Source organism: Pseudonocardia autotrophica (genome assembly GCF_003945385.1).
Taxonomy (GTDB): Bacteria; Actinomycetota; Actinomycetes; order Mycobacteriales; family Pseudonocardiaceae; genus Pseudonocardia; species Pseudonocardia autotrophica.
In genome coordinates this window covers 147,194-162,280 of record NZ_AP018921.1, presented here as the reverse complement: position 1 = coordinate 162,280, position 15,087 = coordinate 147,194, and the positions used below count along the sequence as shown (strand labels likewise).

At 72.6% G+C, this 15,087-nt stretch carries 10 protein-coding genes; 1 reads left to right on the top strand and 9 read right to left on the bottom strand.

Annotated elements, in window-relative coordinates:
• Nucleotides 1-247 precede the first annotated feature (247 nt).
• Nucleotides 248-5,158, top strand: coding sequence for a MobF family relaxase (gene mobF, locus Pdca_RS34495; RefSeq protein WP_125911730.1), 4,911 nt, complete (start codon nt 248-250; stop codon nt 5,156-5,158).
• Between the two features lie 52 nt (nt 5,159-5,210).
• Here the strand turns inward: mobF and Pdca_RS34490 are convergent, their stop codons facing one another.
• The 9 genes from Pdca_RS34490 to Pdca_RS34455 all read right to left on the bottom strand — a co-directional run bounded on the left by Pdca_RS34490 (nt 5,211) and on the right by Pdca_RS34455 (nt 14,972).
• Nucleotides 5,211-6,002 (bottom strand): hypothetical protein, encoded by a 792-nt coding sequence (locus tag Pdca_RS34490; protein ID WP_125911729.1) that lies wholly within the window; start codon nt 6,000-6,002, stop codon nt 5,211-5,213.
• 818 nt (nt 6,003-6,820) lie between these two features.
• On the bottom strand, nt 6,821-8,437 hold the full coding sequence (locus Pdca_RS34485) for an ISL3 family transposase (RefSeq protein ID WP_166666063.1): 1,617 nt from the start codon (nt 8,435-8,437) through the stop codon (nt 6,821-6,823).
• 40 nt (nt 8,438-8,477) lie between these two features.
• A complete protein-coding gene (locus Pdca_RS34480) occupies nt 8,478-9,398 on the bottom strand; it encodes an ATP-dependent DNA ligase (protein ID WP_085915786.1) in 921 nt (306 codons plus the stop codon).
• Between the two features lie 448 nt (nt 9,399-9,846).
• Nucleotides 9,847-10,041, bottom strand: a complete 195-nt coding sequence (locus tag Pdca_RS34475; RefSeq protein ID WP_085915784.1) for a hypothetical protein — start codon at nt 10,039-10,041, stop codon at nt 9,847-9,849.
• 44 nt (nt 10,042-10,085) lie between these two features.
• Nucleotides 10,086-10,358 (bottom strand): FDXHR family putative zinc-binding protein, encoded by a 273-nt coding sequence (locus tag Pdca_RS38185; RefSeq protein ID WP_425048639.1) that lies wholly within the window; start codon nt 10,356-10,358, stop codon nt 10,086-10,088.
• Nucleotides 10,342-10,620 carry a hypothetical protein gene (locus tag Pdca_RS35920; protein WP_143515961.1) on the bottom strand — a complete coding sequence of 93 codons (279 nt, stop codon included), beginning with the start codon at nt 10,618-10,620 and terminating at the stop codon, nt 10,342-10,344. Before Pdca_RS35920 ends, Pdca_RS38185 begins: the two co-directional genes overlap by 17 nt.
• Before the next feature lie 152 nt (nt 10,621-10,772).
• Nucleotides 10,773-11,666, bottom strand: a complete 894-nt coding sequence (locus Pdca_RS34465; RefSeq protein ID WP_125911728.1) for a hypothetical protein — start codon at nt 11,664-11,666, stop codon at nt 10,773-10,775.
• A 163-nt stretch (nt 11,667-11,829) separates the two neighbouring features.
• On the bottom strand, nt 11,830-13,797 hold the full coding sequence (locus tag Pdca_RS34460) for a type IV secretory system conjugative DNA transfer family protein (protein ID WP_085915781.1): 1,968 nt from the start codon (nt 13,795-13,797) through the stop codon (nt 11,830-11,832).
• Nucleotides 13,794-14,972 carry a DUF2637 domain-containing protein gene (locus Pdca_RS34455; protein WP_158092307.1) on the bottom strand — a complete coding sequence of 393 codons (1,179 nt, stop codon included), beginning with the start codon at nt 14,970-14,972 and terminating at the stop codon, nt 13,794-13,796. The genes Pdca_RS34460 and Pdca_RS34455 overlap by 4 nt, the downstream gene beginning before the upstream one ends.
• Nucleotides 14,973-15,087 lie beyond the last annotated feature (115 nt).

Genomic DNA, 15,087 nt, shown 5'->3' with positions numbered 1-15,087 from the left:
GGGCAGCCCGCGCTGTCCATGCTCACTCCCGATCTCTTCCTTGCACGACTTCCTACCTGCTTCCAACTAGGCCTTGCCTCCATCGATCGTCACTGCAGCTATCCGTTCTCCCTTCCTCTTGTTTCTACCAACCGTTTGGTGGTTACTGCTTTTCTTGTCTTGAGCTGCTACTGACTTCTCCAACGCCTCACACGTTATCATCAAATGATCTTGCCGGCTGGTGGTCGCCTCGGGTAGCGTCGTGATCGTGGGCGTTGTCCGGGTCACCGCGATGGGGCCGGGGTCTGTCGAGTACCTGCTCCACGGCTGCGATTCGACGCCCGAGCAGGGCGTCGAGAGCGCCGGTCTGGAGCGGCACGGCGCGGCCGCCTACCTCGAACAGGGCCTGGAACACGGTGAGCCGCAGGGCACTTGGCTGGGGTCCGGGATGGCCAGTCTGGGGCTGTCGATGCAGGCCGGGGACACCGCGGAGTCGGTGGATGTGCGGGCGATTTTCGGGCAGCTGCGCTACCCCGAACACGAGGTCGAAGGGTCGACCGAGAAGACGCCGGTGTATCTGGGGTCGGCGCCGCGTAAGTACCGCACGGCGGCGCAGATCGTGGCCGATGCGCTCAAGGCGGAGCCGGAGGCGACCCGGGAGCGCCGTGATCAGATCGAGTGGTCGGCGACCAAGCGGGCCCGGACCACGCACGCCTGGTACGACGTGACGTTCAGCCCGGTCAAGAGCGTGTCGGTGTACTACACGGCGCTGCTGGCGGCGGGGGACGAGCGGGGCGCGGAGGCGGTACGGGCGGCGCATTTCGACGCGATCCGGATCGCGGTCGAGGCCGCGGAGTCGGACCTGGCGTATGTGCGGACCGGGCGGCATGAGGGCAAGGGTCCGGGTGGGCGCAGTGTCGGCACGTATGAGCAGGCCGGCGGGTTGTCGGTGGCGGTGTTCGAGCACCACACCAACCGGGATGGGGAGCCGCAGCTGCATGCGCACGCAGCGGTGCTGGCCCGGGCTGCGGCTGCGAACGGGGCGATCTATGCGATCGACGGGTACGGGTTCAAGACCATCACCAACCAGCTCACTGCGGACTACACGCGGGCTTATCAGCAGCTGCTGACCGAGCGTCTCGATGTGGTGTGGGGGCTGCGGGCGGACGGGAAAGCCCGCGAGATCGTCGGGGTCGAGGCGGAGCTGCTTGATGAGGCCTCGACCCGTACCGCCGAGCATGTCCGGCCACGGGTGGCCGAACTGGTCGAAGGGTATGTGGCCCGGCACGGGCGCGAGCCCGGGGCGGTCGCGCGGCGGGCGTTGGCGCAGCAGGCGGTCAAGGACACGCGGTCGCCGAAGACGGGGCTGGCCGGTCCGGCGGCGGTCAAGGCGTGGGCCGGTCAGTGGGTCGGCCGGGCGGCCGGGCGGGGGCAGCGGCTCGAGGCCGCCCTGGATGCGGTCGACGCGGCGGCCGCGGCCGCCGCGCTGGCCGGTGTCCACCCCAACCATCCCGGCCCGGTGGCCGGACAGGCGGTCGGCGCCGTGGCCGGACAGGAGCACGGGCGGGTGTTGGCCACCGATGGCCGCCAGGCCGCGCTGGAGGTGTTGGCCGAGATCGCGGCCGCGGTGGCCGTGGACGAGTCGGGCGTGACCGGCCAGACGGCCGGGGTGGCCGGTCGGCCGGTGGCCGGTGGCCACGACCGCTCGATGGCCGAGGCGGGGACCGTGGCCGGGCGGGTGGCCGCGGCCATCACCGCGGGGATCGGGGACGTGCAAGCGGCCTATCCGACCTGGACCACGGCCAACCTCGCCCGGGCGATCGACCACCAGCTAGGCGACGCGGCCAGCGCGGTCGGTGTGGCCGCCGCGGCCCGGCCCGCGTTCCTCAAAACCGTGACCGACGCGGTGCTGGCCCAGCCCGGCCAGTACGGCATCGTGCAGGTCTCGGCCGGGGACCCGGTGCCGGTACCGGACGAGCTGCGCCGGGCCAGTGACGGTCGGTCGAAGTTCCGGCCGCACAGCGACGAGCGCTACGCCACCACCGCCCACATCAGCATCGAGCAGCGGCTGCTGGCCGGGGTGCAGACTCCCGGCGCGCCACGGCTCGATGACGCCGAGCTGGCCGCCGTGGCCGGGCGGCTTGACCGGCGCGGTCTGTCGCCGGATCAGGCCGCGGTGGTGACCGGGGTGCTCACCTCTGGGCGTCGGGCCGATGTGCTGGTCGGGCCGGCCGGGACGGGTAAGTCGCACACCGTCGGGGCGCTGGCCCGTGAGTGGGCCGACACGATCGGCGGCCGAGTGGTCGGGGTGGCCACCGCCGAGATCGCCGCCCGCAACCTGGCCGGGCTCGGACTCGAAGCGCTCAACACGACCCGATTCCGGGGCCGGTTCGAGCCCGACCCGAGCACCGGAGCAGCCCTGGACCAGCTCGGGACGCGAGACCTCGTGGTGCTCGATGAGGCCAGCATGAGCACCACCACCGACATGCACGCCATCGCCGCGATCGCCGAGACCGCCGGGGCAAAGGTGCTCTACACCGGCGACCATCACCAGCTGCAAGGAGTCGGGGCCGGGGGCATGTTCGCCCACCTCGCCGACCAGCCCGGGGCACTCGAACTCGACACCGTGCACCGCTTCGACCAAGCGTGGGAGGCCGAGGCGTCGCTGCAGCTGCGCACCGGGGACCCGGTCGCGGCGAGTGCGTATGTCGACCACGGGCGAGTGCGCACCGGCACCCTGGAGGAAATGAAGACCCACACCGTGCGTGGGCATGTCGCCGACCTCGTCTCGGGCACCGAGGCGTTGCTGGTGGTCGACTCCAACCGGCTAGCCGCGGAGCTATCCAAGCAGATTCACGACGAGCTCGTCGAGCTCGGCCGGGTCGAGTCGCAGGTGCTGTTCCGGCTACCCGACCGCACCGAGATCGGCGTCGGGGACCGGATCCTGGCCGGGCGCAACGCCCGGGGGCTGCGGGTCGACCCGGGCCCGGACGGGGTGCTGCGCCCGGTCACGAACAAGGAGGTCTACACCGTGCTCGGCCGGGACCGGGACGGGCAGCTGCTGGGCCGCGACGAGCACGGCGCCGTCGCGCACCTACCCGAGTCCTATGTCCGTAAGCATGTGGGGTTGGCGTATGCGGTGACCGGGCACGCCGCCGAAGGTGTGACCGTGCACGGCAACGGGCGAGCCCTGGCCGGGCGGGATGCGACTCGTGAGCAGGTCTACACCGCCCTGACCCGCGGCACGAGGCAGAACCTGCTGTATCTGGTCACCGAGCAGGCGCCCGATGCACACACCCCGCAGCGGGTCGAGGACACCCCGGTGCAGCGGCTGGCCGACATCATCAGCCGTAGCGGTATCGACCAGGCCGCGCTGGCCACCCAGGAAGCCGCTGCGGCCGAACAGACCTCGATGGGCATGCTCGGCGCGTTGATCAATCAGGTGTCGTCGGAGTACGCGCACGAGCACAACGCGGGCGTCGTCGACGAGCTGCTGGCCGAACAGCTCGGCGCGGATGCCGCGGCTGGGGTGCGCGAGGAGGGTGCCTACGGGCGGATGCTCGCCGCCGTCTACGCCGCCGAGCTCGACGGGCACGACCCGCGCGCGTTGCTCACCGAAGCCGTGCAGATGCGTGAGCTCGACTCCGCCCGCGCGGTCTCCGAGGTGCTGCACTGGCGGGTCGGGGCCCGGGCCGCGGCGCGAGCCCCCGAACACGACCAGTCCGAGCGCGCGGCGGGCATGGAGTGGGCCGCGATCAGCGAGACTGTGCCCGATGGGCCGGTGCGTGGTTACCTCGACGCGCTCACCGAGCGGGCCGCGGCCCGCGAAGCCGAACTCGGGGCGCAGGCCGCAGCGGACCCGCCCGAGTGGGCCCAGCAGCGGCTGCCGGCCGTGCCGGACGCCGAGCAGGACCCGGCCGGGCGGCAGGCGTGGGAACAGCGCGCCGGGCTGGTCGCCGGCTACCGCGAGTACCGCGGCATCCCCGAGGCGCAGCTCTCGCTGGGCGAGGCCCCGCCGGAGGCCCAGCAGTTCGCCCGCGCGTTCTGGATGGCCGCGGTCGAACGGCTCGACGACGACCCCACCACTGCTGCGTTGCGCCACCGCAGCGCCGCCGAGCTGTATCAGGCCCGCGAAGCCTGGTCGCTGGCGCTGTACCACGCCGAGGAACACGGGCCCCGCTCCGTGGCCGAGGAACTTGCCGCCACCCACCGGCTCGCCGCCGAGATCCGCGACGACGCCGTGCTCGCCGCCGCCGAAGCCGCCACCCACCCGGCCGACACCCCCGAACACACCGAGCGGGCCGAGGCCGCCGCCCGCTACCACGCGTTGGCCGAGCAGTACCAGGCCGACGCCGCCAGCCTGGAGACCGCGCACGCCGACCGGCAACACTGGTGGGAACAGACCGCCGACCTGCGCGAGGCCGACCACGCCGCCGCGGTCGAACTCGCCCGCCGCAAACTCCCGGCCCACCGCCACACCGAACCGCACCCAGGTGCTGAACAACTCGCCCTGCTCCACACCACCGGACCCGGCACCGAGCCCGGAACCGCCGAGCCCGCCGCCGAGCCTGCGGCCGAGGCCACCCCTGCACCCGCTGAGGCCGACATGCCGGACCGCGAGACCAGCACCCACGTGGTTGACCCGGCACCGGAGCACACCAGCGCCGAACGCGAGGTCGTGGCCGGGCCGGTGCTCGACACCGAACCGGCGGCCGCAACCGGGCCGGGTGAGGAACCCGCGGTGCACGCCGAGCCGGGCGCCGGCGACGAACCCGGCAACGACCCCGAGATCGGGCCCAGTAGCGAAGCCGAGGTCGACACCGGCGACGACGACGGCCGGGGCGCGGGGACGGAAGCAGCCCCGGAGGCCGACCACGAGCCGAAGCCCGACGAGCGGGCCGCCGAGCGCGCGGCCACCCACGCGCTGCGCGACGCGGTCCACAACAGCGACCGCCACCGCGCCTACCACCAGGCCCTACGCACCGGCCACCACGACGCCGAGCACACCCCCCAGCACCGCGGTCAGGCGGCCGCCGAACGCCGCGCCGAACTCGACCAGCACCAGCTCGAGGCCGAACGGAACGAGGCCACCCTCGACCGCGGCACCGCGCCCGCCGCCGAATACGAGCACGGCTACGAACTCGACTCCGAACAGGGCTACGAACTCGACGACTGGTGAACCCGATACCCACCGGCGCCGCAAGTCCGACGCCGGTGCCCGGGAGTGGTGGTTACTGGCGGGCAGCCGGTGGGGCGGTTTCGTAACCGGCCCAGCCCTCAGCGACCCGAATCGCGCGCCAGTCGGGCTCGGCCGTGATCCCCGCAGCCCGCTCCCGGGCGAGCTGCTTTTCGGTGTCGGCGGCCATTTGCAGGGCCAGCTCGTCGGTCAGGCGCAGGTCGTCGAGCGGCCACGGCCCCGGGCACACGCCCCGGTCATTGCCGCCCACATACTCGTGCCACGGCGGGCGCACGATCTCCCGCTCGGCGCCGGGGCGCGGCTCGCCCCACTCCACTTCCAGCCGACGCTCAGCCAACTCCTCCAAGCGGTCCGCATACCAGGGGTAAGCCACCGAGCGGATACCGCGCCACGAACGCTCGCGGGCGACCGGTCGCCGGTCGCCGGTCGCCAGTACGGTCGCGGTCGGGCCGATGTAGACGTGACAGTGCCAGCGGGCCTGCTCGAACCCGGGCACCACAGCCTCGATGATGCCGGCCACCTCCAGCCGTGCCGGCGTGGCCGTGTCGGATCGCTCGGGGGCGGCCAGCGCGTAGCCGCCCGCGTGCTGGACCTGGGTCAACAACCCCGACACCAGCTCGCTGTAGGCCTGCCCCCACGCCGCGACCTCGTCATCCAGCCCGGCCTCGGCCATCCCATCCAGCAGCACCGACAACGACACCGGCACCCGGAACTGCACATCCATCGAACCCGGCGGCGGCGCGGCATCGCGGTCGGTGACATCGAACAACGCCACCGGCTCGACATGGGTATCGCCGTAGCGGCCTAACGTCGCCATCACACCCACCCCGCCTCAGCAGCGCCCGTCACCGTGTCACCGCTCCCCCAGCTCAGTCGCCGGAGCGTCCCGGACAGTGTAGGGCCGGCAGCCGACAACCAGCGGCCACGGCAGACGCGACGCCGGCCAACCGCGCGACACATCGCGACGACGGCGTCGTGCCTGGTTGACCCGCTCGTCGCGGCACCATCACCGGGTGGTCAACACGGTGGTCATGCCAAGCAACCGGGCCGCGGCCGAGTACTCGCCTGGTCCCGGTCAGCGACGGCTTGAACGTGGCCACCACCAGCTGATCCGCTCACTCAACACCCCGGTCAACGCCGTCGTCGATCGGGGGATCTCGTGGCCCGCGCTCGCCCGGCACCCGCTGGCAAACCGGCCCTGGGAGCTGATCGACATGATCGTCGACCGGGAGGCGAGGGCAGACGCCTCCCGGTCTGAGATCCACTACCACGAGCAGACGGCGAGGGCTCTGCGCGACGACCGCGGTGCCTGGCTCGCCCGAGTACTGGCTGACGACCCAGCTCCCACGAAGATCACGCTCGCCGCTGGGATGCCTGGCTCAACAGCTGACCGCTCTGGGGGCTGGCTCAGGGCGCGTATACCCCGCACCCTGTCGACTCGTAGCGGGACATGGCCCGCCGCCACCGCGGCCGCGACACCGCTACGAGCCGGTGGCCAGATCTGTCGGATACAGGTCTGCGCGAAGGCGCCGGTAGCGGGCGCCGTGCCGCATGCGGCCGTGCTCGGCCGCGGTGGCCATGACAGCGTTAGTTGGATCTGGCCCACATTGCGTGATCGTTCCGGCTCGGTCGCCGGGGCGAAGATCAGACTGCGAGTAGGACTCGTTTGCGGAGCAGATCGAAGCCGGCCCTGCCATACATCTGACGTTTGATCATCTTGATGCGGTTCACCGTGCCTTCCACGGCGCCGGAGCTGTGCGGCATGCTCAGGCCGTTGAGCACGGCGTCGTGGTCGCGGCGCAGGCCGTTGGTGAAACGGTGCAGGTCGGGCAGGTCGTCGGCCTCGACCTGGGCGATCCAGGTGTCCAGGCGCTCGCCGTGGCGGCCGGTCATCATCTCGGCGAACGCGCTGACGTGGTCGGCGACGGCGTCCAGGTGCGGGCAACGCGCCCGCACCTCCTTGATCGTGAGCTGGTCGTTTGCGTCCAGGGTGTCGGGATGGCGCAGGAGTGTGCCGGTCACCGCCCGGACCGTCGGGGGCGGCGGCACCGCGGGCGGAGCGGCGGCGTGGGCGCGGAACGGGCGCAGGTAGCCCAGCACGGTGCCCAGGCTGCCGCGGTAGCCCTGCTCGCGGATCTCGGCGAACAGCTGGCTGCCGTTGGTGTGCCCGGCGTTGAACCGGTGGTTCAGGTAGGGCTTGAACTCATCGAGCACGCTGGCTCGCCCGTCGCGGGCGGTGGCCAGCAGTTCCTCCACGCCCGCGGCGCGGGCGAAGCGGCGCACCGTCTCCTTGGCCAGCCCGAGCTCGCGCATGATGGTCTTGATGCCCTTGCCCTGCTCGCGCAGGGCCTGCACCGCGGCGTAGCGGTCCCGGGTCCGGCGGGCCAGGGCGGTGTCCTCGCGACGCGCCAGGGCGGCCTGCTCGGCGAACAGCTGCGGTGAGAGCCCGACCTCGCGGTCGGCCGGACCGTCCGGTGGCCTCGGCTCGTGCGACTCGGCTGGGTGGGGCGACCAGCAGCCGCGGTGCCGCGCGGTGGTGCGCTCCACGTACTCGGCGAGGTTGTGCCACAAGTGCCACCGGTCCGCCACCTGCACCGCCTCCGGGGCCCCGACCCGGGCGCCCTCGGCGTAGGCGCCGGCCCGGTCGCGGCAGACCACCTGCACGCCGGGGTGCTCGCGCAGCCAGTCGGCGAACGTGTCGGCCTCCCGGTCGGGCAGCAGATCCACCGGGCGGTGGGTGTCCACATCGATCAGCACCGTGCCGTATACGTGCCCGCGCCGGAACGCGAAGTCATCGACACCGAGCACCGCCACCTCGCCCGCCGGTGGGTCCGGCAACCGCGCCACCAGCCGCAACAGGGTGCTGCGGCTGGTCGTCATGCCTAGATGCGCGCCCAGCCGGGCCCCGGCGCGCCCGGCCAGCGCCAACCCCACCTGCGCAAGCATCCGCGCGAATCCGGGGGTGCGACGGGCATACCGCGAGGTCAGCTCCGGGATCTGCTCGGCAAAGGTTCGCTTCGGGCACCCTGGTTGATCACAGAAGAACCGCCGTACCCCGAGCTCGATCACCACCGGGGTGCCGCTGATCGGCGTGTCGGCGATCTGCCGCTGGTAGCGACTGTGCACCCGCGTGGATGCCGTCCCGCACCTGGGGCAGCGTCCCTGTTCCCCGCCGTTGGTTGCGGTGATCCGCACCCCGCCCGCCAGCCGCTCGACCCGCTCGACGACCACGCTGGCCAGCTGCGGGACCAACGCCGACAACCACTCAGATTCGCACCCGATGCATGATCATCAGGCGGTGTCACCCGCTCGCGTGACACGCCGGGGCAGTGACAATCACGCAATGTGGGCCAGATCCAACTTGGGTTGACATAACCACCGCGGCGTCGATGTCGAGCTCTACGACGAGGCTGGGTTGGACCGGTGTGTGCGCGACGTCGTCGGTTGCGCCGGCCAGACCGAGACGACCGCCGGGGATGACGGTCGGCCACGGATGCACGCCCTGTGGGGGCGTGAGCAGCGCGCCGAGTTCGGCCGAGGCCGCCCGGTGCAGCCGGTGGGTACGGCCCACGATGCGGAGCCGCCCGCGTCGGTCGAACCGGCCCAGAATCAGGGCCCGGGGCTGGTCGATCGGTCCGATCACTCCGCCGATGACAGCTTCACCGGTGTAGGTGGCTCGTGTCTTGACCCAGCGGAGCCGATGTGGCCGATAGCCCCCGTTTAGTTTCTTCGACATGACCCCCTCGACGCCGAGCTCGGCGTGGCGGTCGAGCCAGGCCTGGGCGGCGTCGACGTCATCGACGGCCGGCGCCAGAACGACTCCGGTTGCGGCGTCGCCGACGAGTTGGGCGAGCCTGTCTCGCCTTGACCAGTACGGCTCCGGGCGTACGTCCTGACCGTCCTGGGCCAGGACATCGAACGCGACCAGCCAGTGCGGGGCGTCGGGGGAGCCCAGCGCGGTGAAGTCGACGCGGCCGTGGCGCATCGCGACTAGCTCGCCGTCCACGACCGTGCCGGGCGGCAACTGGCCGGCGACGGCGTCGACGACGCCGGGGAAGCGGGCAGTGAGACTGCGCTGCTGGCGCGCGCGACTGCAGCTGCACCCGCGAACCGCTACACAACGCCACCCGTCCCATTTGATCTCGTAGGAATGTCGGCCGCGCCGGGGCAGCTCGGCGACGGGACGAGCGATCATCGGCGCCACCGGAAACTGCACGTCCACACCGAGGACGATAGGTGCCTACGCAGCGGACACAGTCATCGAGCTGAGCGTGCCGACCTGCTCGTCCGGACCCCCGCCACGCCCGCGTCGTTCGAGCGTTTGTCGAGACTCCCGTTCGTGCCGAACGAGTCTCCTTCCCAGCGCCGGGCGCGGCTGATGCACGAGAACAAGGCCGCTGCCACGAGGCGGCGCAGGTGCTGCGACACCGGGTCAATCAGGGGCGGTTACGCCGGGATGCGCGGGCCGGACGAGGGGTACGTCATCGCGGCGTTGCTCGAGGCGTGCGCGTTCGACCTCAGTGATCTTCCGGCGCAGGCGAGGCGGGCGGTGACGGCCGCGGTGGGGAGTTGCTCGATGACGCCTCGGAGAAGTCCGGAGCGGTGGGTCCGCCCCTCTCGAGGTGATGGCTTCTAGGAGTTCTCGGGACGCCGCGACTATGGCGCGCGAGCTACTGCCCAGCGACTTGGATCCGCGTTCCGGGAGGAGCTGGCGTGTCGAGGTCGGTGACGGGTTCGCCGTCGAGGACGAGCGTGCCGCGCTCGATGTGGGCCAAGAGCCGCTCTTCCGGGATGCCGATGTTGCGTGCTCGGGTCCGCACGGTCGGGGTCAGTTCGGGGTCCTCGGTCGGGTTCTCAGCGGTCATTCGGCCAGTCTGCCCGATCGGCAGCGGGCGTTCTGGTGGTTGTGTCAGTGGGGGTTGTCCAGTGCGCGGATCCAGACTCCCGTGGCGGTCTGCATCAGGCCGAGCGCGAGAGGGTCGAGGCAGCGCCCGGCCCGGCGGTGATCGTCCCACAGGTCCGGGTCGTCGAAGACGTGTCCGCACCCGCGGTGTCGTCGGCAGCAGTGAGCCCGGTCGGGGCCGACCCAGGTGCGCTCGCAACACGTGAGACGCAGGGTGAGCACCTCTGTCTCGCCCCGGCGGGCTGGGCGGTCGCGGCGGGCGTCACCGGCCGCGGTCATCGCAGTCCCCTTCTCTAGACGGCCCGGCCGAGCCCAGTCGGTGGGCCAGGGGCCACCCGGTGTCGGGCTCGTCGACCAGGCACCGCGGGTCGATGGTGCAGCCGGCCCGGCAGCCGCCTGGTTCGTTGCGGTAGAACGCGCACCGGGACAGGTCCTCGACGACAGGCTCGATGCCGAGCGTGCGCAGTTGGGCGCGATAGCCGGTAGCGCGGCGGGCCAGGCCTCGTACTGCATCGGTGGCCTGCTCCAGCTGCTCGCGCACCAGGGTCAGCTCGCCCTCGAGGGCCTCGGTGCGGGCGACGTCGCGTAACGCGACTCTGCGTAGCTTGCTGGCCCGTCGCGCCAACCCGCGGACAAGAGCCGAAGCACTGCGGGGTGCTGACGAGTCAGCAGCGCCGTGCGCGCCCCCCTTGCTCATGTGGGCGGGTGGCCCTGGTGCTGGCCGAGATCGGCCAGGCGGGCGTCGAGGAACAACTCCCACCAGTCATCGCGGATCGAGGCCGGTGCCGGAGTCGCGGCATCCAGGGCGCGGGGGCGCTGCGACGTGGTCGCGTAGCTGTGGTCGCTGCTGCGGCGAGGGGGAAAGCACTCGGGCCGGTAGCGGGGTCGGTCTGGTCCGGTTTCGGTGGTCAGGGCCGGGGGCGGGTCACCGTTCCGGGCGGCGGCGTCGATTGCGGTTTCGTGGGCGCGTTGTTCGTCTTCGGTGAGTCGGTGGCGGCCCGGGACGCATTCGCGGGGGTCGATGGCCGCGGCCACGTTCGTGATCGCGGCGGGGAGCCAGCGGGTGTGCCATTCGGCGACCTGGTCGGGGCGGGTGTCGGCGGCGGCGCAATCGCGGTGCAGGGTGCGCAGCCAGGCCAGTTCCCGGACCGCGCGAGGATGCAGCGCCCAGCAGTCAGGCAGCTCGGCGCGGGAGAGCCGGTACTCGTGGTTGAGCACGTCGGCGACCCAGTCGCCGAGTGCATCCCACGCGGCCTGCCTGGCCTGCGGTGCGAGTTCGGACCACCCGATGGCCGGGGTGAGGTCGCGACCGGGCACCTGCGCGGGGTCGGCGCCGTCCCCGCCCCGCCCGGCCGCGGCGACCATGCCGGACAGCTCGGCCAGGCCGGTGTCGAGCTCGTCCACGCGGGGCAACAGCCGGGATAGTTCATCAGTGAGTTCGCGGACCCGGCCCGCGATGTCGTCGCCGTTGCGGCGCAGCGCGCGTAGTTCGTCGCCGACGGCCGCCCAGCGGGCAGTCTCGCTGGGGCGGGCCCGCCCCGAGCTTGAGTTCGGCTCCGGGGGGCCCGCCGGCCCGTCACTGGTCACGTCGTAGTCCTCCAACCTTCTGCTCCTCCGCCCCGGCTCGGGAACGGACCATTGTGCTGCCCGATCGGTGGCGGTAGCCCCGGCGACCGACCTTGAGCAGACACCCGGCAGGTTCAGGATCCACTCGGGGCGGGGCCCGGGGCCGGGCAGGGCTGCCGGGTGGTCAGGCGGCCGTCGCCTCGTCGTCGGGTAACGGCGCACGGGGCTGCTCGGTCGGGGGCGCTACCGCCGCCGCGGCCACCGGCGGGGGTGGGCGCAGGTCCTTACGTGTCCACACCGGAGTGGTACGCACGATCGTGGCCGGGGTGGCGCGGTGGATCAGCACGGCATGCCATTCGGGCAGCACGCGCAGCCGATCCGCGGGGCAGGTCCGGACGCGTTCGTAGCGTTCGCGCCCGTCCGGGTCGCGGACGGTCTCGTGCCGGAATCCGCACAGCGTCGAGATCGGGTCCAGGTCCTCGTCGAGGGTGAACCCGCCGAAGACGAGCTTGGCGTTGGTGGAATTCCAGATCGTGGCTGAACCCGCCTGGCCCCAGCGCGCCACTAGCTGCGAGGGGGACTGAACCGCCCACACCAGGTGGATCCCGCGCCCGCCGGAGTCGGGGATCCACCGGTCCAGCGCCACCGGGCTGATCAGGGCGACCTCGTCGAGGAACAGCCCCAACGGCGGGTCCAATCGGCCCTTCTCGCGGCGGGCGGCCGCGGTCTTGGCCGACTCGAACACATACCCGGTAAACGCCGCCACCAGTGGCGCGACCGATCCATGCGCGCGGTCGGATCCGACCAGGAACACCGTGGCGTTACTGGTCAGGAAGGCGTCGATGTCGAACTCGGGCAACCCGGGGCGGGGCAGGGCCAGCGCGGCCACGGTGGGGTCGGTCATGAACTGCACCGACCGCGACAACGTCAAAAAGATCGACTCGGTGGTCTTGTGGGCCCGACTGGCCAGCACCTGCCACAACGAGTCCACCGCCCTGGGCGGCACTAGTCCGGGCGGGGCGTTGCGCAGAATCTCCAGGGCCTCGCCCGCCCCGCCCTCGGCCGGGTCCCGGCTCGGGCGCAGCACCCATCGGGCCACGGTGTCCATCTCGCGGCCCGAGATCGCCGCGGCCAGCAGCAGCGCACGCAGCACCGCGGTGGCCCACTCGTCCCATTGGTCCTCACCCTTGTCGGGGTCACCGGCGGTGGCACCGACCAGGTAGCCGGCCCGCTGCTGGGCGATCTGGGCATCAGTACAGCCGGTCACCGGTGACCAGGACATCGTCGAACCCCACTCGCCGAGGTTCTCCGGGTTGAACAGCCACACCGGGCCCTGTTCAGCGCGGGTGCCCGCGCACAGCTCGAACAGGTCGGTCTTGGTCGAGGTCACCAGGGCCGGGCCACGGTGGTCGAGCACGTGATGGCCCAGGGTCGCGGTCTTGCCGGTCTGCGGGGGCGCCAACAGCCCCACCACGTCCCGCTTAGCCGCGTAACACTCGGTCCCCAGGACAGGGCCGACCACCGACCGGCCCAGCCAGGTGCCGCACTCACCGACCGGCAGCCGCGCCACCCGCCCGGGATGAACCCGACCGTCGCTGCCATCGCCGTCGCGGACTTGGTCGGCCAGGCTGGGGCGGGTACCGACCGCGATCTGACGGACCGCGGCCGCGGACACATATCGGTGCAGATCCCACCACGACGCCCACCCATCCAGGCCGTAGCGGGACCGCACCCGACCCCGGATCGTGTGCGCGTAGGCCGCCCGCGCCACCGGCACTGACATCATCGCCACCCCGGCGGTGACCAGCAGCGCGCCCAGCCACCACACCGCCGCCAGCAGCAGCGCGGTGGTGCCAGCGTCAGCCGCGGACGGCGCGGCCCAGCACATCGCCATTCCCAGCACCATCGCCGCGGCCGCGGCCAGCTGGACCTGCCAGCGACACACCAGCCCCGCGGCCAGCGCCGCCGCGCGGGCCCACCCCGGGGAGGCGGCCACCGACGTGGCCACCGGCCACACCGCACGCCACCACACCGCCGACAGTCCGCGCTCCACACCGGCACGGGCCCGCCGAGCCCGACCATCCCGGCCTTCCGGCGGCGAGCTGGGTTCCGGGTCCGGTTCGGCCACAGGGTGCAGCGTCGGGGTACTCATGCGCTCCTCCCCGCGTGCGGGGATTCCGCGCCCGGAAACTGCAACAACCGGTGCTGCTCCCCCGCTCCCGGAACGGCCGCGGCGTGGGTGTCGTCGCCGCCTGCTGCGCCGGGCGCCGCGGCTGGAGGCTGGTCACAGGTTGTTTTCGCCTCGGCTACCAGGCGACGTCCGGTGCGCTCCGACACCCCGAAGATCACCCCGGCCTGCTCGCCGGTCACCGCGGCCCCGGAGCACAACAGCTCGGCCAGGTCCTGCACCCGGGCATCAGCGGCGCGGCGGCGGAGATCGGCGCGGTCGGCCCGCTCCCCTACCCCGCCGCCGGAGTGGGACGGTGCCACCGCCGCGGGCAGCTGATCACCATGGGCGGTGACCGAGCAGGTGTCGTTTCCCTCGGGACGCTCAGACCGCTCGCTGGGCTCGTCTGCCGGTGCGAGCGGCGGCGGGACTACCGCGGCCGCGGCGGCCTTCCGCTCCGGCGGCACCGCCCCCGGATCGACCGCGGCGGCGCTGGTCGACGACTCCCACACCTGGCGCCAGACCTGCTCCGGGGCAGTGGCTGAGCCGTGGGCGACCCGCATTGACCAGGCCGCCCAGGACACCCGCGGGAACCGCACCGCGCGGGCCAGAGCCAGCCGGCGGCGGGCACGGCGCTCCCGCGCCCGCGGCGAGCCCCCCGCGCGGTGGCGGGCCAGCAACTCGACCAAGCCGAACCCGACCACGCTCGCGACGCCGTAGGTGACCCCGACCTGTACCGAGCCACTCAGACCGGTCGCGCCGTGCCAGAAGTTCAGGCCCGCCGCAGCACCGGCCAGGGCCCACACCCCGGCGGTCAGCCGGGTCGCCGGATCACCCGCGGCGACCGCCTGATACCGCTGCCAGGCCAGCATCCACGCCGCGCCCTCCAGCATCACCGGGACCAGAACCGCCATCGCGCCGAGTCGCATCACCTCGGCCCCGAACTCGTACTGACCCCGCGTGGCGATCGCGGTCGGCGCGACACACGCCGCCACGCCCGCCAGCGCCGGGGCCGAGCGAACAGCCACACTCGCCGCGGCCCGCACCCCCGACCAGCGGCGCGCCCATGCCCGAGCCCGCGCCGCGCGGCGCGCGCTCGCGCGCTGCTCCCGCGCCTCGGCATGCTGGTGTCGCCACCGCTCGGCGGTGTCGGTACGCACCTGCTCGGTGTGGGCCCGGATCCGGTCGGCCTCAGCCGTGGCCAGAATCCGCGACGCCCGCCTATCGGCGGGCGCACCGGCCTGCGGCGCGGTGGGCTCCCCTCGCTCGGCCGGG